Origin of the sequence: Streptomyces sp. NPDC006261 (assembly GCF_040613515.1) — a bacterium.
Classification (GTDB): domain Bacteria; phylum Actinomycetota; class Actinomycetes; order Streptomycetales; family Streptomycetaceae; genus Streptomyces.
The window spans coordinates 82,041-108,348 of sequence record NZ_JBEXSI010000016.1 but is presented as its reverse complement, the minus strand read 5'-3'; the positions used below and the strand labels follow the sequence as shown (position 1 = coordinate 108,348).

At 71.9% G+C, this 26,308-nt stretch carries 21 protein-coding genes and 1 pseudogene; 15 read left to right on the top strand and 7 right to left on the bottom strand.

Annotated features, from left to right (window positions below):
* Positions 1-20: 20 nt before the first annotated feature.
* The 8 genes and pseudogenes from ABZ154_RS13225 to ABZ154_RS13190 all read left to right on the top strand — a co-directional run.
* Complete coding sequence (locus tag ABZ154_RS13225; protein WP_356831968.1) at positions 21-686, top strand: TetR/AcrR family transcriptional regulator; 666 nt, start codon at positions 21-23, stop codon at positions 684-686.
* Positions 687-877: 191 nt separating this feature from the next.
* The gene (locus tag ABZ154_RS13220; protein WP_356831966.1) at positions 878-1,174 is read left to right on the top strand and encodes a hypothetical protein; all 297 of its coding nucleotides are present in this window, start codon (positions 878-880) and stop codon (positions 1,172-1,174) included.
* 265 nt (positions 1,175-1,439) lie between these two features.
* The gene (locus ABZ154_RS13215) at positions 1,440-2,456 is read left to right on the top strand and encodes a LacI family DNA-binding transcriptional regulator (RefSeq protein ID WP_356831964.1); all 1,017 of its coding nucleotides are present in this window, start codon (positions 1,440-1,442) and stop codon (positions 2,454-2,456) included.
* Entirely contained in the window at positions 2,453-4,051 is a 1,599-nt protein-coding gene (locus ABZ154_RS13210; protein ID WP_356831962.1) for a sugar ABC transporter ATP-binding protein, read from the top strand. The genes ABZ154_RS13215 and ABZ154_RS13210 overlap by 4 nt, the downstream gene beginning before the upstream one ends.
* Positions 4,041-5,996 carry a substrate-binding domain-containing protein gene (locus ABZ154_RS13205; RefSeq protein WP_356831960.1) on the top strand — a complete coding sequence of 652 codons (1,956 nt, stop codon included), beginning with the start codon at positions 4,041-4,043 and terminating at the stop codon, positions 5,994-5,996. The genes ABZ154_RS13210 and ABZ154_RS13205 overlap by 11 nt, the downstream gene beginning before the upstream one ends.
* Positions 5,997-6,044: 48 nt before the next feature.
* Positions 6,045-6,971: a ribokinase gene (locus ABZ154_RS13200; RefSeq protein WP_356831958.1), complete on the top strand. Its 927-nt coding sequence runs from the start codon at positions 6,045-6,047 to the stop codon at positions 6,969-6,971.
* Positions 6,968-7,357, top strand: a complete 390-nt coding sequence (gene rbsD / locus ABZ154_RS13195; protein ID WP_356831956.1) for a D-ribose pyranase — start codon at positions 6,968-6,970, stop codon at positions 7,355-7,357. The genes ABZ154_RS13200 and rbsD overlap by 4 nt, the downstream gene beginning before the upstream one ends.
* A gap of 37 nt (positions 7,358-7,394) precedes the next feature.
* Positions 7,395-7,649, top strand: a pseudogene (locus ABZ154_RS13190) (hypothetical protein); the annotation flags it as partial.
* Positions 7,650-7,828: 179 nt separating this feature from the next.
* On the opposite strand, the gene ABZ154_RS13185 reads toward ABZ154_RS13190, so the two are convergent.
* From ABZ154_RS13185 to ABZ154_RS13160, 6 genes are all read right to left on the bottom strand, one after another.
* The gene (locus ABZ154_RS13185; RefSeq protein WP_356831954.1) at positions 7,829-8,623 is read right to left on the bottom strand and encodes an N-formylglutamate amidohydrolase; all 795 of its coding nucleotides are present in this window, start codon (positions 8,621-8,623) and stop codon (positions 7,829-7,831) included.
* A gap of 53 nt (positions 8,624-8,676) precedes the next feature.
* Positions 8,677-9,666 (bottom strand): sphingomyelin phosphodiesterase, encoded by a 990-nt coding sequence (gene sph / locus ABZ154_RS13180; protein ID WP_356831952.1) that lies wholly within the window; start codon positions 9,664-9,666, stop codon positions 8,677-8,679.
* A gap of 152 nt (positions 9,667-9,818) precedes the next feature.
* A complete protein-coding gene (locus ABZ154_RS13175) occupies positions 9,819-10,454 on the bottom strand; it encodes a class F sortase (RefSeq protein WP_356831950.1) in 636 nt (211 codons plus the stop codon).
* Positions 10,455-10,543: 89 nt separating this feature from the next.
* Positions 10,544-10,972, bottom strand: coding sequence for a hypothetical protein (locus tag ABZ154_RS13170; RefSeq protein ID WP_356832000.1), 429 nt, complete (start codon positions 10,970-10,972; stop codon positions 10,544-10,546).
* Between the two features lie 164 nt (positions 10,973-11,136).
* A complete protein-coding gene (locus ABZ154_RS13165) occupies positions 11,137-13,116 on the bottom strand; it encodes a HAMP domain-containing sensor histidine kinase (protein WP_356831948.1) in 1,980 nt (659 codons plus the stop codon).
* On the bottom strand, positions 13,109-13,831 hold the full coding sequence (locus tag ABZ154_RS13160; protein ID WP_356831946.1) for a response regulator transcription factor: 723 nt from the start codon (positions 13,829-13,831) through the stop codon (positions 13,109-13,111). The genes ABZ154_RS13165 and ABZ154_RS13160 overlap by 8 nt, the downstream gene beginning before the upstream one ends.
* A 291-nt stretch (positions 13,832-14,122) precedes the next feature.
* Here ABZ154_RS13160 and ABZ154_RS13155 point away from each other — a divergent pair, with 291 nt between their 5' ends.
* From ABZ154_RS13155 to ABZ154_RS13125, 7 genes are all read left to right on the top strand, one after another.
* Positions 14,123-15,424 carry a cytochrome P450 gene (locus ABZ154_RS13155; RefSeq protein WP_356831944.1) on the top strand — a complete coding sequence of 434 codons (1,302 nt, stop codon included), beginning with the start codon at positions 14,123-14,125 and terminating at the stop codon, positions 15,422-15,424.
* Positions 15,421-16,674, top strand: a complete 1,254-nt coding sequence (locus tag ABZ154_RS13150) for a cytochrome P450 (RefSeq protein ID WP_356831942.1) — start codon at positions 15,421-15,423, stop codon at positions 16,672-16,674. Before ABZ154_RS13155 ends, ABZ154_RS13150 begins: the two co-directional genes overlap by 4 nt.
* Positions 16,675-16,931: 257 nt before the next feature.
* Positions 16,932-18,434 (top strand): aldehyde dehydrogenase family protein, encoded by a 1,503-nt coding sequence (locus ABZ154_RS13145; protein ID WP_356831940.1) that lies wholly within the window; start codon positions 16,932-16,934, stop codon positions 18,432-18,434.
* A 98-nt stretch (positions 18,435-18,532) separates the two neighbouring features.
* The gene (locus ABZ154_RS13140) at positions 18,533-20,146 is read left to right on the top strand and encodes a GMC oxidoreductase (protein WP_356831938.1); all 1,614 of its coding nucleotides are present in this window, start codon (positions 18,533-18,535) and stop codon (positions 20,144-20,146) included.
* Positions 20,143-21,267: a glycine betaine/L-proline ABC transporter ATP-binding protein gene (locus ABZ154_RS13135; protein WP_356831936.1), complete on the top strand. Its 1,125-nt coding sequence runs from the start codon at positions 20,143-20,145 to the stop codon at positions 21,265-21,267. Before ABZ154_RS13140 ends, ABZ154_RS13135 begins: the two co-directional genes overlap by 4 nt.
* On the top strand, positions 21,267-23,252 hold the full coding sequence (locus ABZ154_RS13130) for an ABC transporter permease subunit (RefSeq protein WP_356831934.1): 1,986 nt from the start codon (positions 21,267-21,269) through the stop codon (positions 23,250-23,252). Before ABZ154_RS13135 ends, ABZ154_RS13130 begins: the two co-directional genes overlap by 1 nt.
* A 1-nt stretch (position 23,253) precedes the next feature.
* The gene (locus ABZ154_RS13125; RefSeq protein ID WP_356831932.1) at positions 23,254-24,228 is read left to right on the top strand and encodes an ABC transporter substrate-binding protein; all 975 of its coding nucleotides are present in this window, start codon (positions 23,254-23,256) and stop codon (positions 24,226-24,228) included.
* A 51-nt stretch (positions 24,229-24,279) separates the two neighbouring features.
* On the opposite strand, the gene ABZ154_RS13120 is transcribed toward ABZ154_RS13125, so the two are convergent.
* The gene (locus tag ABZ154_RS13120; protein ID WP_356831930.1) at positions 24,280-25,647 is read right to left on the bottom strand and encodes a cytochrome P450; all 1,368 of its coding nucleotides are present in this window, start codon (positions 25,645-25,647) and stop codon (positions 24,280-24,282) included.
* Positions 25,648-26,308 lie beyond the last annotated feature (661 nt).

Sequence of the window (26,308 nt, the reverse complement as noted above, 5' to 3'; positions counted from 1 at the left end):
CCGATTCGGGAGGTTCCCCCATGCCCCGGCGTCCAGCGCTCAGTCACGAGCGCATCATCGAGGCCGCAGTCGAGGTCGCCGACCGCGGCGGCCTCGACCAAGTGAGCATGCGCAACGTCGGCAAGGAGCTCGGCGTCGAGGCGATGTCGCTCTACCATCACATCGCCGGCAAGGACGCGCTGCTGGACGATCTGGCGAACTGGGTCTTCACCGGGATCGAGCTGCCGGGGCCCCGGCAGCCGTGGCGACAGGCGATGACGGACCGCGCCGCCTCGGCCCGCGCCGCCCTGTCGCAGCACTCATGGGCCCTTGGTCTCATCGAATCGCGCCGCGCCCCCGGCCCGGCCCTGCTTCGCCACCATGACGCCGTACTCGGCTGTCTGCGCCGCAACGGATTCTCGATCACGCTGGCGGCACACGCTTTCTCCGCGATCGACGCGTACGTCTACGGCTTCGTGCTGACCGAGCTCAACCTGCCCTTCGACACCGGCGCCGGAGCCGACGAACTCGCCGACGAGATCCAGGGGCAGTTGCCTCCTGGCGCCTACCCGCACTTGGTCGAGCTGATCACCGAGCACGTCGTGCAGCGCGACTACTCCTACGCCGCCGAGTTCGAGTACGGCCTGGGCCTGATCCTCGACAGCCTCGAATCACGTTTGGCGGACCGGCGGGACGGCCTCCTCTAGCGCGGACCAAGGGGCGGCTCACGCTGCGCGTTCCGGCTGGCACACGTTGAGCGGTCATCACGGCCCCGGCACACCCGTGCCCGGCGGTTCGCGCGGCCGGGTGCGGCATCCCCGGCTGAGACGCAGGCCACATCTTCCGGGGTCGAAGTGACCTCCTGGGTCCCGGGGGCATCTGACCGTGCGTGAGCGAGATGAGCGACGAAGGCATCGTCCGGGCCGTGCGGCGGCTGGCGGCGATGGAGGACGAGCGAGACCGGTTGAGTGAGCGGGTCGACAGGCTCCGGGAAGCCGCGACGGCGCAGGAGCTAGCCGAGCGCGACCGGTGGGGCGACGCCATGGCGGACCTGGATGCCCGCATCCTCCTGGAGTCGATCGGCGTGCTCGACGAGATGGGCATGCGCAGCGCTGCGACGGCGGTACAGCACGTAGCCGAGGAAGAGGGACTGCCGGCCACCCTCGCGGAGCAGGACGCCCAGGGCGCTTTCTGAGCAATACGAGCCGCACGCGACAGTGCGGCGGAGGGCTGCCCCGCCTGCCCGACGTGCCCGTGAATGAGCCCGCGAGGCTCCGGCGCTCCAAGGCCCCCTCTTCGTCCGCCCCTCCGTCACGATCAGGTCTCGGACCCGGGGCGGGGTCTTGTTTTCAGCCATGTAATCGATTCCAATCGTCCCTGTAATCGATTCCACGGCGTCGTGCGAGCGGACTGCCCCCTGGTTTCGAGGTGCACGGAAACCACAAGGAGGTGGTCCGGGCATGGCGGGCATCAAAGATGTCGCGGCCGCGGCGGGCGTGTCCGTCGCGACGGTCTCGCGGGTGCTGAACAGTCATCCGTCCGTCAGCGCGGAGGCGCGCACCCGCGTCATCGCCGCGGTCGACGCCCTCGGCTACCGGCCCAACGCCGTGGCGCGCTCGCTGCGCACCGCGCAGACCCGCACCCTCGGCCTGGTCATCAGTGACGTACTCAATCCGTACTTCACCGAGCTGGCACGCTTCGTCGAGGAGGAGGCCCGCGCGCTCGGCTACAGCGTCATCATCGGCAACGCCGACGAGCGGCCCGAGCTCCAGGACCACCACATCCGCACGCTCATCGACCGCAGGATCGACGGGCTGCTCGTCTCGCCCGCCGACGGAGGCTCCCCGCTGATGCGGGAGGTCGCCCAGAGCGGTACACCGATGGTCTTCGTGGACCGCTGGATCCCCGGCATCGACGTCCCCGTCGTCCGGGCCGACGGTACGGGCGCGGTCAAGGACCTGGTGGCACACCTGCACGGCCTCGGCCACCGCAGGCTCGCGATCATCGCCGGGCCCGCGGCGACCACCACCGGCAACGAGCGTGTCGAGGCCTTCCGGGAGGCGATGCGCGAACTCGGCCTCGCGCTGCCGAACGCCTACATCGGGCAGGGCGACTTCCAGGCCGCCAGCGGACGGCGGGCCACCGAGGGGTTCCTCGCCCTGGCCGAGCCGCCCGAGGTCGTGTTCGCCGCCGACAACCTGATGGCTCTCGGCGCGCTGGACGCGATCCGGGCCCAGGGGCTGCGGGTGCCCGACGACATCGCGCTCGCCGCCTTCGACGACATCCCGTGGTTCGTCCACACGGACCCGCCGATCACCGCCATCGCCCAGCCGACCGCGGACCTGGCCCGCGCCGCCGTACGCGCACTGGCCGACCTGATCGAAGGACGGACCCCGCAGTCCGTCACCCTGCCCGCCCGTCTCGTCGTCCGCCGCTCGTGCGGCCGGGACGCGACCGACCAGAGGAGCGACCGGTGAACGCACCGGAGAGGCAACCGGTGGCCACACCGGACGAGTTGCTGCGCATCGAGGGTCTGCGCAAGACCTTCCCCGGCGTGGTGGCACTCGACAACGTCGACTTCGACCTCCGCAGTGGCGAGGTCCATGTCCTGCTGGGCGAGAACGGCGCCGGAAAGAGCACCCTGATCAAGATGCTTTCCGGCGCCTACCGCCCCGACCGCGGCCGGATCCTCGCCGAGGGCCGCGAGGTGCGCATCAACAACGCGCAGGACGCCGAACAGCTCGGCATCGCCACCATCTACCAGGAGTTCAACCTGGTGCCCGACCTGACGGTGGCCGAGAACATCTTCCTCGGCCGCCAGCCGCGCCGCCTCGGCCTCATCGACCACCGGCGCATGCGGGCGGACGCGGAGAAGCTGCTCCGCCGCGTCGGCGTCGATGTGCGCCCGGACGCCAAGGTCCGTGAACTGGGCATCGCCAGGCTCCAGATGGTCGAGATCGCCAAGGCGCTCAGCCTCGACGCACGCGTCCTGATCATGGACGAGCCGACCGCCGTGCTCACCTCCGAAGAGGTCGACAAACTCTTCGCGATCGTCCGGCAGTTGCGCACGGACGGCGTCGGGATCGTCTTCATCACCCACCACTTGGAGGAGATCGCCGCGCTCGGCGACCGCGTCACCGTTCTCCGCGACGGCCGCAGTATCGACCAGGTGCCCGCCTCCACGCCCGAGGACGAGCTCGTCCAGCTCATGGTCGGGCGCAGCATCGAGCAGCAGTATCCACGCGAACGCCCGGACACGGGCGAGGTGTTGCTGTCCGTCCAGGGGCTCACCCGGGACGGGGTCTTCCACGACATCAGCTTCGACGTGCACGCCGGTGAGGTCGTCGGCCTCGCCGGACTCGTCGGCGCCGGTCGCACGGAGGTGGCGCGCGCGGTCTTCGGCGCGGACCCGTACGACGCGGGCACCGTCGACGTACGCGGCGAACGCCTCACCCGGCACGACGTGCCCGCCGCGATGGACGCCGGGATAGGTCTCGTACCGGAGGACCGCAAGGGCCAGGGGCTTGTCCTGGACGCCTCCGTGCAGGAGAACCTCGGTCTGGTCACCCTGCGTTCCGCGACCCGCTCCGGGCTCGTGGACCTGAAGGGGCAGCGTACGGCGGCCGCCCGCATCGCGAAGCAGCTCGGCGTCCGCATGTCCGGCCTCGGCCAGCACGTCCGTACCCTCTCCGGCGGCAACCAGCAGAAGATCGTCATCGGCAAGTGGCTGCTCGCCGATACCCGGGTGCTCATCCTCGACGAACCCACCCGGGGCATCGACGTCGGCGCCAAGGTCGAGATCTACCAGCTCATCAACGAGCTCACCGCCTCCGGCCACGCCGTCCTGATGATCTCCAGCGACCTGCCCGAAGTCCTCGGCATGAGCGACCGGGTGCTGGTCATGGCCCAGGGCCGGATCGCCGGCGAACTCCCCGCGGCCGAGGCCACCCAGGACGCCGTCATGGCCCTCGCGGTCTCCGCCGCCGGGACGCACGAACCCCACGAACCCCACGCACCGAAGAACCACCCCGCACCGAAGAAGGAAGAAGAGGAGGGCCCCCGTGGCCACTGAGACACAAAAGAGTGACACGGGCGCGGGTGGCACCTCCGTGATACGCCGCGTCCTGCTCGACAACGGCGCGCTCAGCGCCCTGGTCGTCCTGGTGGTGGCGATGTCGCTGCTCTCCGGCGACTTCCTGACCGCCCAGAACCTGCTGAACGTCGGCGTGCAGGCGGCCGTCACCGCGATCCTCGCCTTCGGCGTCACCTTCGTCATCGTCTCGGCGGGCATCGACCTGTCCGTCGGCTCGGTGGCCGCCCTGTCCGCGACGGTCCTGGCCTGGTCGGCGACATCGGCGGGCGTACCGGTCGTCCTGGCCGTCGTCCTCGCGATCGTCACAGGCATCGCCTGCGGCTTCGTGAACGGCGCCCTGATCTCGTACGGCAAACTCCCGCCGTTCATCGCGACGTTGGCCATGCTCTCGATCGCCCGCGGTCTCTCCCTCGTCATCTCGCAGGGCAGCCCGATCGCGTTCCCCGACTCCGTGTCCCGGCTCGGCGACACACTCGGCGGCTGGCTCCCCGTACCGGTCCTCGTGATGATCGCGATGGGCCTGATCACGGCGCTCATCCTCGGCCGCACTTTCATCGGCCGCTCGATGTACGCGATCGGCGGCAACGAGGAAGCGGCCCGGCTCTCCGGTCTCCGCGTCAAGCGCCAGAAAATCGTCATCTACGCGCTCTCCGGCCTCTTCGCCGCCGTCGCGGGCATCGTCCTGGCCTCGCGCCTCGTCTCCGCCCAGCCGCAGGCCGCCCAGGGCTACGAGCTCGACGCCATCGCCGCGGTCGTCATCGGCGGCGCCAGCCTGGCCGGCGGGGTCGGCAAGGCGTCCGGCACCCTGATCGGCGCGCTCATCCTCGCCGTGCTCCGCAACGGCCTCAACCTGCTCTCGGTCTCCGCGTTCTGGCAGCAGGTCGTCATCGGCGTCGTCATCGCGCTCGCGGTCCTGCTCGACACCCTGCGCCGCAAGACCGGTTCGGGCGCGGCCTCCTCGGCCGGAACGGCCCCCGGCGCACCGGGTTCCGGGCGCAGGGGAGCGCTCAAGTTCGCCGGAGCGGCGCTCGTCGTGGCGGTCGTCGTCGGCGGGGTGTCCTACGTCAACTCCGGTTCGTCCGGGGGAACGACGAAGGTCGGCATGTCCCTCTCGACGCTCAACAACCCCTTCTTCGTGCAGATGAAGGACGGCGCACAGGCCGAGGCCAAGAAGGCGGGTATCGACCTCACCGTCACCGACGCCCAGAACGACGCCTCCCAGCAGGCCAACCAGCTCCAGAACTTCACCAGTTCGGGCGTCTCGTCCATCATCGTCAACCCGGTGGACTCGGACGCCGTCGGCCCGGGCGTCCGCAGCGCCAACAAGGCTGGCATCCCGGTCATCGCCGCCGACCGCGGTGTGAACAAGGCCGACGCCGCCACCCTCGTCGCCTCCGACAACGTGGCGGGCGGAAAGCTCGCCGCCGACGCGCTCGCCGACAAGCTCGGCGGCAAGGGCAGCATCGTCATCCTCCAGGGCACGGCGGGCACCTCCGCCAGCCGCGAGCGCGGAGCGGGCTTCGCCGAGGGGCTCAAGGCGTACCCGGACATCAAGGTGGTCGCCAAGCAGCCCGCGGATTTCGACCGCACCAAGGGCCTGGACGTCATGACCAACCTGGTCCAGTCCCACCCGGGCATCACCGGCGTCTTCGCGGAGAACGACGAAATGGCGCTCGGCGCGGTCAAGGCGCTGGGCAGCAAGGCCGGCACGTCCGTGTCGGTCGTCGGCTTCGACGGCACCCCGGACGGCCTGAAGGCGGTCGGGGCCGGGACGCTGTACGCGTCGGTGGCCCAGCAGCCCGGAGAGCTGGGCAGGATCGCGGTCCAGAACGCCGTCAAGGCGGCGAAGGGCGAGAAGGTCGAGAAGACGGTGAAGGTGCCGGTCAAGGTGGTCACCCGCGAGAACGTCGCCGACTTCTCCTGACGCCGCCCCTGCAGCCCTGACCGACCGACGAAAGCAGGAAGCAGAGAAATGCCCGACAACGCACCCGGCGACGACCGTTACGACCTCCTGGTCGTCGGGTCGGCCAACGCCGACCTGGTGATCGGCGTCGAACGCCGCCCCGCCCCCGGCGAGACGGTGCTCGGCTCCGACCTGGCCGTCCACCCGGGCGGCAAGGGCGCCAACCAGGCTGTCGCGGCAGCCAGGTTGGGAGCCCGTACGGCTCTGCTCGCCCGGGTCGGCGACGACGACCACGGCCGCCTCCTCCTGGAGACCCAGCGCACGGCGGGCGTCGACACCGACGGCGTCCTGGTCGGCGGCGCCCCGACCGGCGTCGCGCTGATCACCGTGGACCCTTCGGGCGACAACAGCATCGTGGTGTCCCCGGGCGCCAACGGCCGCCTGACTCCCGAAGACGTACGGGCGGCGGCCCCGCTGCTGGCGGCCGCCCGGGTGGTCTCCGTACAACTGGAGATCCCCCTGGACACGGTCGCGGAGACGGCCCGCGGCCTGGCTCCCGGGTCCCGACTCGTCCTCAACCCGTCCCCGCCCGCCCCGTTGCCCGACGAGGTGCTGGCCGCCTGCGACCCGCTGGTGGTCAACGAGCACGAGGCGCGCTACACCCTCGGCGAGGCAGCGGGCGAGAACCCGCACGACTGGGCCCCGGCCCTGCTCGCGCTGGGCCCGCGCTCGGTCGTGATCACCCTCGGCGCCGCGGGCGCGCTGGTAGCCGACAGCCGCACGGACTCCCTGGACCACCTCGTCAGCCCGAAGGTCGAGGCCGTCGACACGACGGGGGCCGGGGACGCGTTCACCGCCGCCCTGGCCTGGCGCCTGGGCCGGGGCGACGACCTCCGGGAAGCGGCGGCGTTCGCGGTACGGGTGGGGGCGGCGGCCGTCACTTCGAGGGGCGCCCAGGCATCCTTCCCGACGCTGGAGGAGGTCGACGCGCTGTGAAGAAGTCCGGCATCCTCAACCGCCACCTGGCCGGAGCCATCGCCGAACTCGGCCACGGCGACACCGTGTTGATCAGCGACGCGGGCATGCCGATCCCACCAGGCCCTCGCGTGGTCGACCTCGCCTTCCGCGCCGGAACCCCGTCGTTCGCCGAGGTTCTGGACGGCCTGCTCGACGAGCTGGTGGTGGAGGGAGCGACGGCGGCCCTGGAGGTCCGCGACGCCAACCCGCAGGCCACCCGCCTCCTGGACGCCCGCTTCCCCAACCTGGAACTGGTCCCGCACGACGACCTGAAGGCCCGCACGGCGTCGGCCCGCCTGGTCGTACGGACGGGGGAGGCCCGGCCGTACGCGAACGTGCTGCTGCGGTGCGGGGTGTTCTTCTGACGGGCTGACCGACGCTTCGCGGACGGGCCGCACTCCGGTGAGGGCTGCGGCCCGTTCACGAAAAGGGTTCCTGCCGCTCGCGGTGAGCGCGGTCGAGACCGTGACCGTCCGCCGTCAGGCCGGGGACTGGGCTGGGGCCTGCGCCGCAGTAGGCGTCGACGTCGGTCTCCAGCTGCGTTCCGTCGCTCGTGCCCTCGGCCGGGAACTCGCCACCCATATCCGGGCCGACCCTCGCCATCTGGTCCCTGACCTGTTGCGCTGGCACATGCCGAGGATCGCCCCGCACGGGCTGCAGACCTCGTGGCCCACCCTGCAGCCGGCGGGCCGGAACGTCATCGGCCTGTACCCGACGGAGCACACGGCGCCGCTTCTGGAACGGGGACGATCCCGGCTACGTTCCACCCGGGCCGCCGACGTGGGCGCGGGTCACGGAGATCGGGTAGCTGTCCCGGACGAGGGCTGTGCGCCGCGTCAGCACGCCCCCACCAGCTCCGCCAGCGCCCCCGCCAGCGCGTCGAGTCCCGGTCCCGCGGGCCCGCCCGGCTCGCTCATGTACGTGTCGCGGCGGATCTCGATCATCAGGGCCGTGACCCGGCGGTCCGTGCCGTAGTGCTTCAGCGGGACGTACGTACCGGCGAACGGGCTGTCGACGCCCGTACCGCCGAAGCGGGCGAATGCCGCCTCCGCCAGGGACCGCAGCTTTGGCGGGGTGTGGAACGGGTCGGTGCCCAGGCAGACGGGCGGGCGGGGGCCCGTGCCGTGGAGTTCGTACGGGAGGGGCGCCGTCGGGTAGGAGTGGACGTCGACGATCACCGCCTGGCCCGTGGCCGCGATCCGGGCGTCGACCGTCTCCGTCATCGCCTGCGCGTACGGGTGGAAGTAGCGCTCCAGCAGCGGGCGTTGATCGGCGTCCGGGGCGCGCAGCCGTTCGCGGTGGGTGGTGTGCGTGTAGACCGCGCCCATGCCCACGGCGCGCATCTCCTCGCGGTCGTCGGGGAAGCGCTCGGGGTCGACGACCAGGCGGGAGAGGGCGTTGATGTGACGCCAGGGCCGGATGGCGCACGCCTCGGCCGCCCGGGTGGCCAGTTCGGCCGTGTGGGAGTCGGTGATGTGGTCGAGTTCCCGCTCCAGAGCATCGTCGTCCAGCAGGATTCCGTCGCGTACCTCCGCCGGAATCGCCCGGGATCCGTGCGGTACGTGCAGCAGTACCGGGGAATCGGGGCTTCCGGGGACGAGGTGGAACGACGGCTGGGGGGCGGTGCTCATGGAGCGGGTCCTTCACGGGCGGGGGAGGGGCCCCGATTGTTTCACCCGTGGTGTCAGTTGGCGGAGCCGATCACCGGGTAGTGGTCGGAGAGGTTCGTGTACGTGTAGGTCTTGCCCCAGCTGGAGACCGTCCAGGGGGCGCTCTGCTCCTTGATCACGTCGTTCTTCCAGCCTGACGGCTTCGCGTGGCCGGCGCGGTGCAGGACGTGGTCCAGGTCCTCGCGGGGGTCGTTCGGGTAGCGCTCGGCGGCGATCGAGTTGTCGCGGGTGTCGAAGGAGTAGGGGTGGCCCGTCTTGGTGTCGGCCGCCGTCAGGTCCGCGTCCTTGAGGAAGGAGGCGTACTCGGCGGAGTGTCCGTCCACGTTGAAGTCGCCCGCCACGATGACCTGTTCGGAGGCCGGGATCTTCTTGGCGTCCAGGAAGGCGTCCATCGCCTTGAACTGGAGACTGCGCATCCGGGCGGCCTCGCCCGCCGAACAGCCGGGGTCGGTCGACTGGGCGTGGGTGCCGACGACGTGGACGCGGGTGCCGTTGACGTTCAACACCGTGTAGGCGAAGCCCTTGTTGGACCACCAGTCGCCGCCGCAGGCATCCTTGAAGACGTACTGCTCCTTGCGCACGATCGGCCACTTGCTGAGGATCGCGACGCCGCCGTCCTCCGGGGTCGTCGCCGAGTACGAGCCGCTCGTGGCGTCCCAGCCGCTCTTGCTCCGGCCGACCACCGGGGTCTGGTACGGGTACTGGGCGGCGGAGTTCCGCAGCAGGGCGTCGGAGGCCCCGTTGTCGAAGGCCTCCTGGATCACGACCACGTCGTTGCCCCGGAAGAACGAGGTCTTCGGGATCTCCGCCGCCCGGTGGTCCTGGCCCCAGTTGGGATACAGGGTCTTGCTGAAGATGAACGCGTTGTACGAGAGCACCCGCAGCGACGGGGTGTCGGCGGTGGTGGCCGCCGCTGCCTGGGGCGTGTTCACGGCCAGGGGGACGGCGGCGAGCGCGGCGGAGAGGGCCACGCCGGAAAGGCGGCGGAACGTGGAGTGCGGCACGAGGTCTCCTGCTGAATGAGTGGGGGCGTACCGGGTGGCACCCATCAAAGCAGCGGGAGTTACCCACGGGTAGACATCGGATGCCGTGAGTCTGTCCGGGCGAATGCCATCAGGGTTCGGTCGTCGACCCGCTCGGCCGCGCCCGGTTCACCTCAGCCCAGCTCGGCGTAGACGATGAGGTTGTCCACGGGGTGCCCCTCCGTGTCGAACGCGCCGTCGCACGTCACCAGCCGCAACGTGCTGGCCTGGGTGGCACCGTAGACGCGCTCGGTGGGGAACGCTTCCTTGGCTACGGCCTCCTTGCCCGTGACGGTGAAGCGCAGCGACTTCCCGTCGCCGCCCCGGACGCGTACCTCGGCGCCCTTGCGGATGTTCTTGAGGTCGTGGAAGACGGCCCGGCCGAAGCGGGTGTCGTTGTGGCCGATCAGGACGGCCGGCCCCGGACGGCCGGGTACGGATCCGCCCGTGTACCAGCCGGCCGTCATGCCCTTCTCCGCGGGTGGCACCTCGACCGTGCCGTCCGCGTTGAGCCCCAGGCGCATGAGGGAGCTGCGGATCTTGAGGGAGGGGATGGTGACCTGGATGGGGGCGGCCGAGGCGTCCGTGGGGGACGGTTGCCCTTGCGTGGTCGTGGAGGTCGGCGCCGAGGACGCCGGAGCAGACGCTGCCGCCGGGGGTGCGGCGGCCGACGGTGCCGGTCCCGCGCAGGCCGTGAGGGCCGCGCAGGTGACAATCGCGGTCAGCAGAGCGGCCGTTCGGGGACTGCGGGAGAAGCGGGGGGTGTGCATGGGAGCTCCAGGGGCGAGCACCGGGCGTGGCGCCGCCCCGGTGCGGGACGGCGCCACGATCGGTGTGGAGGGGCGGTGATGACTACCGGTCAGCCGTTGCGGCGGCGCAGCACGAGCGTGCCCGCACCCGCGAGCAGCGCGGCTCCGGCCACCGAGCCGGCGAGGGCCGTCGTGCTGTTGTCGCCGGTGCCGGTCGGGCGCTCACCGGCCGCCACGCCACCACGCGGCGCGACCGCCGGGGCGGGCGTGGCCTCACGGGGTGCCTCGGATGCCGCGGGTGCCGGGCGGTCGCCCGCCGCGACGCCGCCACGCGGGGCGACGGAGGGGCGGTCCTCCTTCGGCGCGGCCTCGGCGGCCTTCGCGGCCTTCGCCCGCTCCGGCGACACCTCCGGGGCGCTCTCGGCGGGCGCCGACGGCCCCGGCGTCGCGTCGGCGAAGGCGGCGGTGGACGGGATGAGGACCGCGCCGGCCGCTACGGCGGCGAGCACGGCGGTGCGCAGGGAGAGGCGAGCGGTCAAAGCTGTCATACGGATGGCTCCATTCCATACGTCGCCCCATGGCAGGCCCGGGTGCCGTTGTGCACCGGGTACGGGGCAGGGAGCCAGGCTGACCGGAAGTTATGAGGAAGCTGTCAGGACGCTGTGGTCATCCCATCAGGGCCACCGGCCGCCGCAGCTGCCGGTCAGGGCGTCGGCGCGGCGGCCGGGAGCCGGAGCGTGAAGGTGGAGCCCTCGCCCTCCGTACTGGTCGCGCTCGCCGTTCCGCCGTGCGCCTCGGTCAGCTTCCGGACGATGGCGAGGCCGAGCCCGCTGCCTCCCGTGCGGCGGCTGCGGGACTTCTCCGCACGCCAGAAGCGGTCGAAGACGTACGGGAGGTCCCCGGCCGGAATACCGGACCCGGTGTCCGCCACCTCGATCACCACCTCCCTGGCTCCGGGCCCGGCCTCGGACCTGGCCTCGGGCCCGGCACCGGCCCCGAAGGGCCCGTCCCCGCCCTCGTACGCCCGCAGCGTCACCGTCCCGCCCGCCGGTGTGTGCCGTACGGCGTTGGAGACCAGGTTCCCCACTGCCTGCCGCAGCCTGACCGGGTCCGCCCGCACCATCGCGGCCGCCCCCGCCCCCGCCTCCACCGTCAGCGTGACCCCCGCCGCCTCCGCGCGGGCCTGATGGGCGGCGGCGACCTGGCTCAACAGCTCCCCGATGCGCACCGGTTCGGGGTGTAGCCGCAGCACCCCCGCGTCGGCGGCCGCCAGGTCCTGGAGGTCGTCGATGATGTGCTGGAGCTGCACCGCCTCCTCCAGCAGCGAGGAGACGAACGCCGGATCCGGGTCGGCCAATCCGTCCTGGGCCGCCTCCAGCCAGCCGCGGATGTTGCTCAGCGGGGTGCGCAGTTCATGGGCGACATCGCTGACCATGGCCTTGCGCTGCTCCTCCAGGCGCGCCCGGTGCGCGGACATGTCGTTGAACGCGGCGGCCAGCCGGCCGATCTCGTCGTCCCCCGAGACCGGTACGGAGGCGTGCTCCTGACCGTCTCGCATCCGCTGCGCGGCCCCGGTCAGCGCGTGCAGCGGGCGGACCAGCCGGGCGCCCGCGAGCACCGAGGCGCCCACGGTCAGTGCCAGGACCAGCGCCGCCGCACCGGCGATCTTCGCGGTGTTGGCGGGGGAGAGGTCGAAGCCGGGCACGGTGGCGCCGCCCTCGTCCCCGATGAACAGGAGCGCGGGGGAGGCCACGTACGAGCTGAGTTGTTCGCTGCGCGCCGTCCCCACGCATGAGGCGATGGCCCGGTCGTCCTCCCCGGTGAACTCCCGGGGCGGCTCGACGGCCGGGGCGGGGCCCGCCTCGCGCGCGTCGGTCGGCAGGGGAGCGGGCAGAGGGCCCGGCACGGGTACGGCGACCCCCTCGCCCCACGACAGGTCCCGGTTCAGCCGCACACCGGTGCGGTCCTGGCGCTTCAGGCAGGCGTCGGCCAGCTCGTTGAGCGCGGTGAGCGCCTTCTTCTCCGTACGGGTGGGAGCGTCCAGGTTCGCCGGGTCGCACCGGGTGCCCAGCGCCCGTTCGGGGTCGTTGCCCACCATCTGCACCCGGGGCCGGCCGCTCGGCCCGACGATCACGTCCGCGGCGACCCCCACCCGGTTCAGGCACTCCGCGTTCCGGTCGGCCGCCCGCCGCAGCGCCGCCCGTTCGGCCGCCGGGAGCAGGAACGGCCCCACCGCCCGCGGGTCGATCCGGTCCGCTGCCGTGCCCTGTCCCTCGGTGCTCCGGGCGGCCAGCACGGTGTCCACGGACAACGGGTCGACCACCGCCGAGGCTTCCGGCGGCAGAGCGGGCGGAGTCGCCGCGGTGGCGGAGTCGGCCAGCGGCTGCCTGCTCTGCGTGGTCAGCGCCACGCGCCGGCCCGACTGCTCGGCCAGTTCCCGTACGGTCGCGTCCACCCCGTCCCAGGTCGGGTGGCGGGCCGCGTAGCCGAGCAGGGTGTCGTAGATCCGGGCGTCGGCGGTGAGGTTCTGGCCCTGCTCCTGCAGAATCGCGCCCGAGGTGGTCTGGACGGCGAGCCAGGCCGTGGCCGCCACCGAGCACGCGGCGACCAGCGCCGACACACCGAGCAGCCGGCCCAGCAGGCTCCGCCGCAACGGCACCCGGGCGGACCGGTCCCTACGCACGCCGTGCGGCCTTCGCCGGGTCGGTCAGCTTGTAGCCGACCCCGAAGACGGTGAGCAGGCGCACCGGCCGCCGGGGAGCGGGTTCGATCTTCTTGCGCAGGTTCATGACGTGCACGTCGACGGTCCGGTCGCTGATGTAGCGGTCGAAGCCGTGCAGCTCCTCCAGCAGTCGCTGACGGCTGAACACCCGGTCGGGGCCGGCCGCCAGTGCGGCCAGGATCCGGAACTCGCCTCGAGTGCACTCCACCGGTTCGCCGTCCACCGTCACCTCGTGCCGCTCCGGATCGACCACGAGGCCGCCCACCCGCAGAACGTGGTCGTCGGCCGCTGATGCCGCACCGCCCGGCCGTCGCGCGCGGCGCAGCAGCGTACGGACCCGGGCCATGAGCTCACGCGGGCTGTACGGCTTGGTCATGTAGTCGTCCGCGCCGAGGTCGAGCCCGAGCAGCAGATCGTCCTCGGTGGTGCGGGCGGTCAGCATCAGCACCGGCAGCTCCCGGGCCTCGGCCCGCAGCACCCGCACCACGTCCAGGCCGTCCGCCCGGGGCATCATGACGTCGAGAACGAGCAGGTCGGGTTCCTGGTGCCTCACGGCGTCGAGCGCGGCCAGGCCGTCGCCCACGATCCGTACGGCATGTCCCTCCCGTTCCAGATAGCGGCGTACGAGTTCGGCCTGCTTCTCGTCGTCCTCGGCAACTATGACGTCTGCGCACACGCCCCCGATCGTAGAGCGGGGCCGCTGCGGGGTGCGGAGGGGGCGGGTGCCGGGCGGCGGAGGGGATGGCGTTCCGGCGCCGAACCGGAGGCGGTGAGTTCCGGTGTCGATCTTGTGATCAAACCTGCGCAGATGTCGTACGGGAGTGATCGAAGCATCGTGGGGAAGCGGGCGGGAGTGGGCAGAAAAGGGAGTGATTCCGCCCCGTCGGTTCACGGAACCTCCTTATAGTGGTGCCGCGTTGATCGTATGGTCGCAACGCGCGAAGCCGTCGCCACTGGAGTCCGTACGATGACGAACCCCTCGTCCGCCACGCCCGCGTCCCCGGCCGGTGGAGGCGGTGGCTGCCCCATGGGCTCCGGCAACGGAGCCGTTCCGCTCAGCGGGCCCGGCTTCCACACCGAACCCCAGGCGCTCTACCGCACCATGCGGCGCGACCACGGCCCCGTCGTCCCGGTCGAACTGCCCGGTGGCTTCCCCGCCTGGCTCGTGATCGGCTACCGGGAGCTCCACCAGGTCACCAGCGACGGGGAGCTGTACCCCCGGGACGTCTCCCTGTGGAACCAGTGGGAGAACATCCCCGCCGACTGGCCGCTGCTGCCCATGGTGGGAAGTCCCATGCCGTCCATCTACTTCACCGCCGGAGCCGAGCACCGGCGCCACGTGCGGATGGTCGTCCCGGCGCTCGAAGAGGCCGACCCCTTCGAGATCCGGCAGCACTGCGAGCAACTGGCGGACCGGCTCATCGACGCCGTGTGCAGCCGGGGCACCGCCGACCTGGTCGCCGAGTTCGCCGAGCCGCTCCCCGTCCTCGTGCTCGCCCGGCTCGTCGGCTTCCCCGACGACGAGGGCGCCGGCATCGCCCAGGTGCTCAAGGACCTGGCCGACGGCGGTCCGGGCGCCCAGAAGGCCCACGTGCGCTTCGGCGAGCACATGCACCGGCTCGTCGCGGCCAAGCGGGCGCACCCCGGGGACGACGTGACCTCACGGATGCTCGCCCACCCCGAACCGTTCACCGACGAGGACTACGCGCTCGACCTCATGGCCATCACGGCCGCCGGGCACCTGACCACCGCCGACTGGATCAGCAACTCCACCCGGCTCATGCTCACCGAGGACCAGTTCGCCGACGCCCTCTCCGGCGGCCGGCACAGCGTCGCCGAAGCCATGAACGAGGTGCTCTGGGAGGACGGGCCGACCCAGATCCTGGCCGGCCGGTGGGCCTCGCGCGACGCCCGGCTCGGCGGGCAGAACATCGCCCGCGGCGACATGCTGCTCCTCGGCCTCGGCGCCGCCAACGCCGATCCGCACATCCGGCAGCAGGTCACCGACCAGGTGGTCCGCTCCGGGCGGGGCGGCAACAGCTCCCACATGGCGTTCAGCCACGGCGAGTACCGCTGCCCCTTCCCCGCGCAGGAGATCGCCGAGATCATCGCCCGTACCGGCATCGAGGTGCTGCTGGACCGGCTGCCCGATCTCGAACTGGCCGTACCGGCGACGGAGCTGGTGCGCAGGCCCTCCGCCTTCCTGCGCGGGATGACCGCGCTGCCCGTCCGCTTCACCCCCGTACGCACGACAGGAGACGCGTTGTGAAATGCCCGCACACCGGAGCCGCGGAAACCGACCTGAGCGCCGGGACCATCACCATCGACCCCATGGTCCAGGACCTGGACGGTGAGACCGCCCGGCTGCGCGACGCCGGTGTGCTCGCCCGGATCGACCTGCTCGGGGTCCCCGCCTGGGCGGTCACCCGGCACGCCGGGGCGCGTCAACTCCTCGTCGATCCGCGGCTGGTGAAGGACATCAACGCCTGGGGGCTCTGGCGGAGCGGTGAGGTCACGCACGCGTGGCCGCTGATCGGCATGATCGACGCCGGGCGCTCCATGTTCACGGTCGACGGGGCCGAGCACCGGCGGCTGCGCACCAAGACCTCGCAGGCGCTCACCCCCCGGCGGCTCGAAGCGATCCGCCCGGCCATCGAGAAGTTCACCGACGAACTGCTGGTCGACCTCGGCGCGGCGCGGGGCGAGGACGGGGTCGTCGACCTGAAGGCCGTCTTCGCCCAGCCGCTCCCGATGCGGGTGGTCGGCATGCTGATGGGCGTCGACGAGTCCCAGCATGCGATGCTGACCCGGCAGTACAAGGCGTTCTTCTCCATGCTCACCCCGCAGGACGAACGCCTCGCGCTCCTGGCCGAGCTGGACGTCTTCTACACCGACCTCGTCCGCGCGAAGACCGCCGAGCCGACGGACGACCTGACCAGCGCGCTGATCCTGGCCGAGGAGGGCGGCGAGCCGCTCACCGAGGAGGAGGTGGTGGGCAACCTGAAGGCGATGGTCGCCGCCGGGCACGAGACGACGATCGGTCTCATACTCAACGCCGTACGCGCCCTCCTCTCCCACCCGGACCAGCTGGCGAAGGTGCGCTCCGGCGAGGTCGGCTGGGACGCGGTGATCGAGGAGACCCTGCGCTGGGACACCCCCACCACCCACCTCCTGATGCGGTTCGCCACCGAGGACGTCACCGTGGGCGACACCGTGATCAAGGAAGGGGAAGGGGTCGTCATCTCCTACCGCGCCATCGGTCGCGACCTCGAGCAGCACGGCGGCGACGCCGACGCCTTCGACATCACCCGCGCCACCCGCAACCGCCACATGACCTTCGGCCACGGCCCGCACATCTGCCCCGGCGCCGCTCTCTCCCGCGTGGAGGCGGCCGTGGCCCTGCCCGCCCTGTTCGCCCGCTTCCCCGGACTGCGGCTCGCCGTCCCGGACGCGGAGATCACCAAGCTGCCGGTGATGACGCAGAACGACATGGCGGCCTTCCCGGTGCTGCTGGGCTGAGGCCCGGGGAGCTCCGGAACGGTTCGCCGTACACCGTTCACGGGCTCCCCCGCCGCGGCACCCCTGGCGGGAGACCCACAGGTGCCCGCACGTGCCTCCCGAGTGAGGTGCGTCACGCAGAGTGAAATTCTTGGCATACATTCCGGCGGACGGGGGAGGGGCCCCGACCGCTGGTGCGGCCGTACCCCGGTCCACCGCGCAGGACGCCCTCGGCCGAACCGGCGAGGGCATTTCGGGTACGGAAGGCAGAACACGACATGTCGGCGCTCAGCACCATCCACATCGACGGCACCTGGCGGGCCGCCGGATCAGGCGCGACGCGCGAGATCCTCGACCCGGCCGACGCCGCCGTCCTGGCCGTCGTCGCCGAGGGCGGCGTCGAGGACACCGATGCGGCGATCGCGGCGGCGCGGCGCGCCTTCGACGACGGCCCCTGGCCGCACAAGCCCGTCGCCGAGCGGGCCGGGCTGCTGCGCCGGGTCGCCGAGCTGCTCCAGCGGGACCGCGAGGAGATCGCGATCACCGAGAGCCGCGACACCGGCAAGACCCTCGAAGAGGGCCGGGTCGACGTCGACGACGTCACGAACGCCTTCCGCTACTTCGCCGACCTCGTGATGAACGAGAGCGGCGGCCGGGTCGTCGACGCGGGCGACCCCGACGTCCACAGCATCGTCGTGCACGAGCCCGTCGGCGTCTGCGCCCTGATCGCCCCCTGGAACTACCCCCTCCTCCAGGCCAGCTGGAAGATCGCCCCGGCCCTCGCCGCCGGCAACACCTTCGTGCTCAAGCCCAGCGAGGTCACCCCGCTCTCCACCGTCCACCTGATCAGGCTGCTCGCCGAGGCCGGACTGCCCGACGGCGCCGCCAACCTGGTCACCGGCGCGGGCGACCCGGTGGGCGCCCGGCTCTCCGAGCACCCGGACGTCGACCTGGTCTCCTTCACCGGCGGCCTCGCCAGCGGTACGAAGGTGGCGCAGGCCGCCGCGCCGACCGTGAAGAAGGTCGCCCTGGAGCTCGGAGGCAAGAATCCCAACGTGGTCTTCGCCGACGCCTGCGCCACCGAGGAGGGCTTCGACACCGCCGTCGACCAGGCCCTGAACGCCGCCTTCTTCCACAGCGGCCAGGTCTGCTCCGCCGGCGCCCGCCTGATCATCCAGGAGAGCATCAGCGAGCGGTTCGTCACCGAGCTGGCCCGCCGCGCCGACGCCATCCGCCTCGGCCGGGGCACCCTGGACGGTGTGGAGTGCGGCCCGCTCGTCTCCGCCCAGCAGCTCGCCAAGGTCGAGGCCTACGTCGCCTCCGCCCGCGAGGAGGGCGCGATCGTCCGGGCCGGCGGGACGCGCCCGAAGCCCAGCGACGTACGCCCCGAAGGCGGCTACTTCTACCGGCCGACCGTCCTCGACGGCTGCCACCGGGAGATGAAGGTCGTCCGCGAGGAGACCTTCGGCCCGATCCTCACCGTCGAGACCTTCCGCACCGAGGAAGAAGCCATCACGCTGGCCAACGACACCGACTACGGCCTCGCCGGCGCCGTCTGGACCACGGACGCGGGCCGGGCCCGCCGGGTCGCCGGACGGCTGCGCCACGGCACCGTCTGGATCAACGACTACCACCCCTACCTTCCGCAGGCCGAGTGGGGCGGCTTCGGGAAGTCCGGTACGGGGCGCGAGCTCGGCCCGACGGGGCTCGCCGAGTACCGCGAGTCCAAGCACATCTACCAGAACCTCAACCCGCGCCCCCAGCGCTGGTTCGCCGGCTGACACCTGCGGGGGCCCCGAAACGGCTGGACCCCGGGGCCCCGCCCGGCTGTTCGCAGCACCACGCACACGCACGAACCTTGCAGAAGGAGCAGTGACCGATGCCTCCCACCCCCCGCAGCACCGCTGTCCCCGACCCCGACGGCCCCGTGGCCGACTACGTGATCGTCGGCGGCGGCACCGCCGGATCGGTCATCGCCTCCCGGCTCACCGAGGACCCGGACGTGACCGTCACGGTCATCGAGGGCGGCCCCACCGATATCGACCGCGACGACGTGCTGACCCTGCGCCGCTGGCTCGGCCTCCTCGGCGGCGACCTCGACTACGACTACCCCACCACCGAGCAGCCGCGCGGCAACTCCCACATCCGGCACAGCCGGGCCCGGGTCCTAGGCGGCTGCTCCTCGCACAACACGCTCATCAGCTTCAAGCCGCTGCCCGGCGACTGGGACGAGTGGGCCGAGGCGGGCGCCGAGGGCTGGGACGCGGCCGCGATGGACCCGTACTTCGCCAAGCTGCGCAACAACATCGTCCCGGTCGACGAGAAGGACCGCAACGCCATCGCCCGCGACTTCGTCGACGCCGCCCAGGCGGCGGCCGGGGTCCCGCGCGTGGACAGCTTCAACCGCAAGCCGTTCCACGAGGGCGTCGGCTTCTTCGACCTGGCCTACCACCCGGAGGACAACAAGCGCTCCTCCGCCTCGGTCGCCTACCTCCACCCGCACATCGAGGCCGGTGACCGCCCGGGCCTTCGGATTCTGCTGGAGACCTGGGCCTACCGGCTGGAGTTCGACGGCACCCGCGCCACCGGCGTACACGTCCGGACGAAGGACGGCGAGGAGATCCTCCTGCGAGCGGCCCGTGAGGTCATCGTCTGCGCGGGCGCGGTGGACACACCCCGGCTGCTGCTGCACTCCGGGATCGGTCCGCGCGAGGACCTGGAGGCGCTGGGCATCGATGTCCGCCACGACCTTCCGGGCGTCGGCGAGAACCTGCTCGACCACCCCGAGTCCGTCATCGTCTGGGAGACCGACGGGCCCATCCCGGAGAACTCCGCTATGGACTCCGACGCGGGACTCTTCGTCCGCCGCGACCCCGGCTCCCGGGGCCCGGACCTGATGTTCCACTTCTACCAGATCCCGTTCACCGACAACCCGGAACGGCTCGGCTACGAGAAGCCCGAGCACGGGGTGTCGATGACGCCGAACATCCCCAAGCCGCGCAGCCGGGGACGCCTCTACCTCACGAGCGCCGACCCCGAGGTCAAGCCGGCCCTGGACTTCCGCTACTTCACCGACGAGGACGACTACGACGGCCGCACCCTGGTCGACGGCATCAAGCTCGCCCGTGAGATCGCGGCCACCGAACCGCTCGCCCACTGGCTCACCCGCGAGGTCTGCCCCGGCCCCGAGGTCACCTCGGACGAGGAGATCAGCGAGTACGCCCGCAAGGTCGCCCACACCGTCTACCACCCGGCGGGCACCTGTCGGATGGGCGCCACCGACGACCGAGAGGCCGTCGTGGACCCGCAGTTGCGCGTCCGGGGCCTTGAGGGCATCCGGATCGCCGACGCGTCCGTCTTCCCGACCATGCCCGCCGTCAACCCGATGATCGGAGTCCTGATGGTCGGCGAGAAGTGCGCCGAACTCCTTGGCGACCAGGCGCGTGACGCCGTCCCGGTCACCGGCACCAGCACCGGAGGTGATGTCCGATGACCGCAACAAAGGTCACCGAGGCCGCAGTTGAGGCCGCCGACGAGAACGCCGTGTTCTCCGTACGCAACCTCTGGAAGGTCTTCGGCCCCAAGGCCGACCGCATCCCCGGCAGCGAGCACGCCTCCCTCCCGCCCGCCGAACTGCGCGAGGCCACCGGCTGCACCGCCGCCGTACGCGATGTCTCCTTCGACGTCCGCAAGGGCGAGGTCTTCGTCGTGATGGGCCTGTCGGGCTCCGGCAAGTCGACCCTCGTACGCTGTCTGACCCGGCTGATCGAGCCCACCAGCGGCACCCTCGCCATCGACGGCGAGGACGTTTTGGCGATGGACCGCTCCCGGCTGCGCGAACTGCGCCGCCACCGCGCCGCGATGGTCTTCCAGCACTTCGGGCTGCTGCCGCACCGCACGGTGCTGGACAACGTGGCCTACGGCCTGGAGATCCAGGGCCTGAGCAAGGCCGAACGCCGCGCCAAGGCGGCTGAGCTGGTGGAGAAGGTCGGCCTCGCCGGCCTGGAGGACCGCCGCCCCTCCCAGCTCTCCGGCGGCCAGCAGCAGCGCGTCGGCCTCGCCCGCGCACTCGCCGTCGACCCGTCCGTCCTCCTCTTCGACGAGCCGTTCAGCGCGCTGGACCCGCTGATCCGCCGCGAGATGCAGGACGAGGTGGTCCGGCTGCACCGCGAGGAGGGCCGCACCATGGTCTTCATCACCCACGACCTCAGCGAGGCGCTCCGCCTGGGCACCCGGATCGCGCTCATGCGCGACGGAGGGATCGTCCAGCTCGGCACGCCCGAGGAGATCGTGGGCTCGCCCGCCGACGACTACGTCCGCGAGTTCGTCCGCGACGTGCCGCGCGAGCAGGTCCTCACCGTCGCCACCGCCATGCGCCCCGCGCTCGCCGGGGAGAGCGAGAGCGGCCCGGCCGTGCGCCCCGACGCCACCGTGTACGAGGCCATCGAGGCGGTCTCCCGCTCCGGCGACCCCGCCGCCCGGGTGATGGACGGCGGCCGGCTCGTCGGCGTCGTCGACCACGCCTGCCTGCTGGACGTCGTGGCCGGCACGACCGGGCCCGGCGAGGCGACCGCCCCCGACGCTCCGGACGGCCCCCGCGAGGTGACCGTCTGATGGCCACCGCCCAGGCCGCCCCGGTCCGCCCCGCGCAAGCGGGCGCGCGCCGGGGGCCGCTGGCCGCCCTCCGCGAACGCCCGGCGGCCGGGAAGCTCCTGCTGCTCGCGCTCGCCGCCCTGGTCCTCGTCCCCCTCGTGCACAGCCGCTGGGGCGGCGGCATCTGGCCGGACGCGCTGACCGCCGACCTCTCGGCGCCGCTCGGCGAGGTCACCGACTGGATCGTCTCCAACCGGGACAACCATCCGCTCTTCCTCTACTTCTTCGGCCACATCAGCAACGCCGTCGTGCTCTCCGTGCGCGGCGTCTACCTGGTCCTCCTGGCGCTCGGCTGGGCCGGAGTCACGGTGCTGGCCGCCGCCGTCGCCTGGCGGGTCGCGGGCGTCAGGCTCGCCCTCACCGCGGCCGTGTCGTTCCTGGTCTGCGGACTGCTCGGCATGTGGGTGCCGACCATGCAGACGCTCGCGCTGATGGCCGTCGCGGTCCTCGCCTCCGTCGTCCTGGGCCTGCTCCTCGGCCTGGCCGCCGGGCTCTCGGACCGCACGTTCCGCGTGCTGCGCCCGGTGCTCGACACCATGCAGGTGCTGCCCGCCTTCGCGTACCTGCTCCCCGTGGTCCTGGTCTTCGGCATCGGCGTGCCCGGAGCGGTCCTCGCCACCGTCGTCTACGCGGCTCCGCCGATGGCCCGGCTCACCGCGCTCGGCCTGCGCGGAGCGGACGGCGGCGTCATGGAGGCCGTCGCCTCGCTCGGCGCGACCGGCAGGCAGCGGCTGCTCACGGCCCGACTGCCGCTGGCCCGCAAGGAGCTGCTCCTCGGCCTCAACCAGACCATCATGATGGCGCTCTCCATGGCCGTCATCGCCTCGGTGATCGGTGCCGGCGGTCTCGGCGACCGCGTCTACCAGGCGCTGTCCTCCGTCGACGTGGGCGCCGCCCTCGCCGCGGGCATCCCGATCGTGCTGCTGGCCGTCGTCCTGGACCGTACGACGGAGGCCGCGGGCCGCCGCATCGGCGCCGAACCCACCGGCCCGGCCCTCCTCCGCGGCCGGCGCGGCTGGACCCTCGCCGCCGTGGCCACCGCCGCCGTCGCCTTCGTCGGACGCCTCACCGACGGCCGGGTCTGGCCCGAGGACGTCACCGTGGCGATCGCCGGGCCGGTCAACACCGCCAAGGACTGGATGGTCGACCACCTCTACACCGGCGTGCCCGTCGTCGGCGGCACCGCCGACCTGGCCTCCCACTTCACCAGCGGCGTCCTCAACCCGCTGCGCAGCGGACTCACCGGCCTGCCGTGGTGGTCGGTGCTCCTCATCGTCGCCGCCCTCGCCTGGACGATCGGCACCTGGCGCACCGCCGCCACCGCCGTCCTCGCGATGGCCGCGATCGGCGTCCTGGGCGTGTGGGAGCCGTCGATGGACACCCTCAGCCAGGTCCTCGCCGCCGTGGCGGTCACCCTGGTCCTCGGTTTCGGCATCGCGATCGGCGCGGCTCGCAGCGAACGCCTGGAGCGGCTGCTGCGACCGGTCCTGGACGTCTTCCAGACCATGCCGCAGTTCGTCTACCTGATCCCCGTCGTCGCCCTCTTCGGCGTCGGCCGCGCCCCCGCCGCAGCGGCGGCCATCGTCTACGCGCTGCCCGCCGTGGTCCGCATCACCACCCAGGGCCTGCGGGGCGTCGACCCGGCCGCGATGGAGTGCGCCCGCTCGCTCGGCGCCACGACCGGTCAGCAGCTCCGCCAGGTGCAACTGCCCCTGGCCAGGCCGTCGTTGCTGCTCGCGGTCAACCAGGCCGTGGTCCTGGTCCTCGCCGTCGTCATCATCGGCGGACTCGTCGGATCGGGCGCACTCGGTTACGAGGTCGTCCTCGGCCTCGCCCAGGGCGACCTGGCCACCGGGCTCGTCGCCGGAGCCGCGATCGTCTGCCTCGGCCTGATGCTCGACCGGGTCACCCAGCCCACCACCCGCCGCCAGCGACAGGAGAGCTGAGATGAACCGCTCCCGACCCCGCCTGCTCGTGGCGCTCGCCTCGGCCACCGCCCTGCTCACCACGGCGGGCTGCGGCGCCGCCGACATGACCAAGCAGTCCTCCCCGTTCGCGGCCCCCGCAGGGGTCAAGACGGTCACCCTCTCCGTCCAGTCCTGGGTCGGCGCCCAGGCGAACGTCGCCGTGGCCGAGCAGCTCCTCAAGGAGAAGCTCGGCTACCGCGTCGACCTCGTCCAGACCGACGAGGTCCCCGCCTGGGACGCCCTCAGCCAGGGCCGCGTCGACGCGATCCTGGAGGACTGGGGCCACCCCGACCAGGAGAAGCTGTACGTCGACGAGAAGAAGACCATCGTCCGCGGCGGCGACCTCGGCGTCACCGGCCACATCGGCTGGTACGTCCCCGAATACTGGGCGGACAAGCACCCCGACGTCACGGACTGGAAGAACCTCAACAAGTACGCCGACGAGCTGAAGACCGCCGAGAGCGGCGGCAAGGGCCAGCTCATGGACGGCTCGCCCTCCTACGTCACCAACGACGTGGCGCTGGTGAAGAACCTGGACCTGGACTACAAGGTGGTCTTCGCCGGCTCCGAGGCGGCCCAGATCACCCAGATCCAGCAGTTCGCCAAGGAGAAGAAGCCCTTCCTGAGCTACTGGTACCAGCCGCAGTGGCTGTTCAACGAGGTGCCGATGGTCGAGGTGAAGCTCCCGGAGTACAGCGACGAGTGCGCGGCCAAGGACCCCGGGGACATCGACTGCGCCTACCCGACGACGCCGTTGCAGAAGTTCCTCAACGCCGACTTCGTGGAGCGCGGCGGCGACGCGGCCTCGTTCCTGAAGAAGTTCCAGTGGTCGGAGAAGGACCAGAACGAGGTCTCCGAGATGATCGCGCAGCAGCGGCTGACGCCGCAGGAGGCGGCGAAGCGCTGGATCGACCGCCACCCGGACGTCTGGAAGAAGTGGCTGGAGAAGGCCTGACGGGACGGACGCTGCCGTGCGCCCCGCACGGCAGCGTCCACTGCCGCACAGCTACCGTGCCCGCACGGTTGCCAGCACGTCCCGGTCCGGCTGAAGCGTCAGGCTCGGTACGGGCTCGATGACGCCGGGCTCGACGTCCAGCTCGAAGCGCCGGGCCAGCACGGCCAGGACCAGCACGGACTCGACCATCGCGAACCGGGTCCCCAGGCAGACCCGGGGCCCGCCCCCGAACGGGAACCACGCGTACTCCGCGATCTCGTCGCCGCCCGTAGGGTCCCAGCGCTCCGGGCGGAACTCCTCCGGTTCGGGGAACCAGCGCTCGTCGCGGTGTGTGGACCACTGGCTGCTCCATACCCGGGTCCCCTCCTCGATCGGCAGACCGCCGAGCCGGGCCCCCTCCTTCGCCACCCCCGTGATCAGCCAGATCGTCGGGTACAGGCGCAGGGTCTCCTTCACCACCGCCTGGGTGTAAGTGAGTTGGCCGTAGTCCTCGAAACCCGGCTCCCGGTCGCCGAGCACCCCGTCCAGCTCCTCGGTGAGCGCGGCCCGCACCCGCGGGTTGCGGGAGAGCAGGTACCACGCCCACACCAGGGTCGAACTGGTCGTCTCGTGGCCGCCGATGTACAGAGTGACCGTCTCGTCGCGGATCTCCTTGTCGCTGAGCCGCTCGCCGCTCTCGTCGACCGCGGTGAGCAACCGGCTGAGCAGGTCGGGGCGTTCGCTCTCCCCGTCGCGATGCCGGGCCACCACCCGCCCCACCTCGGAGTCGATCACGGCGGCCGCCTTCTTGATCCGCGCCCGGCCGGGAGTCGGCACCCAGTCGGGCAGCAGTGCCCCGATCCCCGCGAACTCCTTGCCGATCTCCAGCTGAGCCACATCCATCGCCCGGCCCATCGCCTCGGAGTCCGCCGGGGTGTCCACGCCGAAGATGGTGCGCACCGCGATCTTCTGCGTCAGGGCCGCCATCTCCCGCTTGATGTCGACGCGTTCACCGTCCGCCCACGCGTCGGCCAGCTCCACCGCGGAGGACGCCATGGTCGCCGCGTACGACTTGACCTGCTTGGGCCGCACCGAGGGCTGCACCAGCGAACGTTTACGCCGCCAGTCGCGCCCCCGCGCCACGATGAGCCCGTTGCCCAGCACCGTCCGGAACGCGACGCCGAGCCGGGGCTGGTCGAAGGTGCCCTCGGTCTCGGTGAGCAGCTCGCCTATGCACTCCGGGTCGGAGATGAACACGCACCGGTTGCGCCCGAACCTCCACCGCACCATGTCCCCGTGGCCCCGCAGGAGTTCGAAGAAGGTGAGCGGGTTCCGCCCGAACTGCGGCAGGTTCCCGAGCAACGGCAGCCCTTTGGGGCCCGGTACGAGCGTGTGGCCGCTGGGCGGGGTGTCGAGCGCCGGGCCGGTCTGCGTGGACATCGAAGGACTCCGCTCCCTGGGGCGCGCCACGGGAGGCGCGCAATCGTTCGCACCTCATCGAACGTGATGAGGCCGGCACTCCGCCATGGCACCGGGCCGACCTGACCGGATTCCGTCATCAGCCGTGCGGAGTAAGCGCGTTGTCGAGCGTAGTCGCAGCGGCCGGCCGCCAGACCTGAACAGGGGTTGACGGTGGATCTCCCTACTCCTGCGACCATCGCGTCATGTCCATCGATGCAACGCCGGGCCGCGCCCGCGTGCTGCGGCAGGAACAGGCAGTCGCACCGGACGCCGCCGTCAGAACCCCCGGCCGTCCGGCGGTCTTCGTCTCCCCGGACTCGTCCCTGGCACCGCCGTCCTGGGTGGGCCCGGTGACGATCGGGGGCACGGCCCTGATCACCGCCCGCCACCGCCCGGGCCGCCGACGCCGTAGGGACCGCCCTGGACGGAGTCCTGACCGCACGCCTCACCGACCCCGCGACGGTCACGGGTCCGCTCCCGGTGTCCGAGACACCCTCGGCCCGGCGACCCTGGCCCACCTGGCCCCGGAGGACCTCCGCCCGCCCGAGTCCACCGGCACACGAAGAACTGCCGCACCGGCCGTGCCTCCCCGTCTCGAAACGGTCCCGTTCAGGATCTCCGAGAGCCGGGGAGGCTGCCA

What these genes read in the sequence shown, in the direction of transcription:
- ABZ154_RS13175 (WP_356831950.1), bottom strand. Translation starts at nt 10,454, where the DNA reads ATGCACACCCCCCGCTTCTCCCGCAGTCCCCGAACGGCCGCTCTGCTG.
- ABZ154_RS13145 (WP_356831940.1), top strand. Translation starts at nt 16,932, where the DNA reads ATGTCGGCGCTCAGCACCATCCACATCGACGGCACCTGGCGGGCCGCC.
- ABZ154_RS13140 (WP_356831938.1), top strand. Translation starts at nt 18,533, where the DNA reads ATGCCTCCCACCCCCCGCAGCACCGCTGTCCCCGACCCCGACGGCCCC.
- ABZ154_RS13155 (WP_356831944.1), top strand. Translation starts at nt 14,123, where the DNA reads ATGACGAACCCCTCGTCCGCCACGCCCGCGTCCCCGGCCGGTGGAGGC.
- ABZ154_RS13130 (WP_356831934.1), top strand. Translation starts at nt 21,267, where the DNA reads ATGGCCACCGCCCAGGCCGCCCCGGTCCGCCCCGCGCAAGCGGGCGCG.
- ABZ154_RS13215 (WP_356831964.1), top strand. Translation starts at nt 1,440, where the DNA reads ATGGCGGGCATCAAAGATGTCGCGGCCGCGGCGGGCGTGTCCGTCGCG.
- ABZ154_RS13135 (WP_356831936.1), top strand. Translation starts at nt 20,143, where the DNA reads ATGACCGCAACAAAGGTCACCGAGGCCGCAGTTGAGGCCGCCGACGAG.
- ABZ154_RS13185 (WP_356831954.1), bottom strand. Translation starts at nt 8,623, where the DNA reads ATGAGCACCGCCCCCCAGCCGTCGTTCCACCTCGTCCCCGGAAGCCCC.
- ABZ154_RS13220 (WP_356831966.1), top strand. Translation starts at nt 878, where the DNA reads ATGAGCGACGAAGGCATCGTCCGGGCCGTGCGGCGGCTGGCGGCGATG.
- ABZ154_RS13125 (WP_356831932.1), top strand. Translation starts at nt 23,254, where the DNA reads ATGAACCGCTCCCGACCCCGCCTGCTCGTGGCGCTCGCCTCGGCCACC.
- ABZ154_RS13225 (WP_356831968.1), top strand. Translation starts at nt 21, where the DNA reads ATGCCCCGGCGTCCAGCGCTCAGTCACGAGCGCATCATCGAGGCCGCA.
- ABZ154_RS13120 (WP_356831930.1), bottom strand. Translation starts at nt 25,647, where the DNA reads ATGTCCACGCAGACCGGCCCGGCGCTCGACACCCCGCCCAGCGGCCAC.
- ABZ154_RS13200 (WP_356831958.1), top strand. Translation starts at nt 6,045, where the DNA reads ATGCCCGACAACGCACCCGGCGACGACCGTTACGACCTCCTGGTCGTC.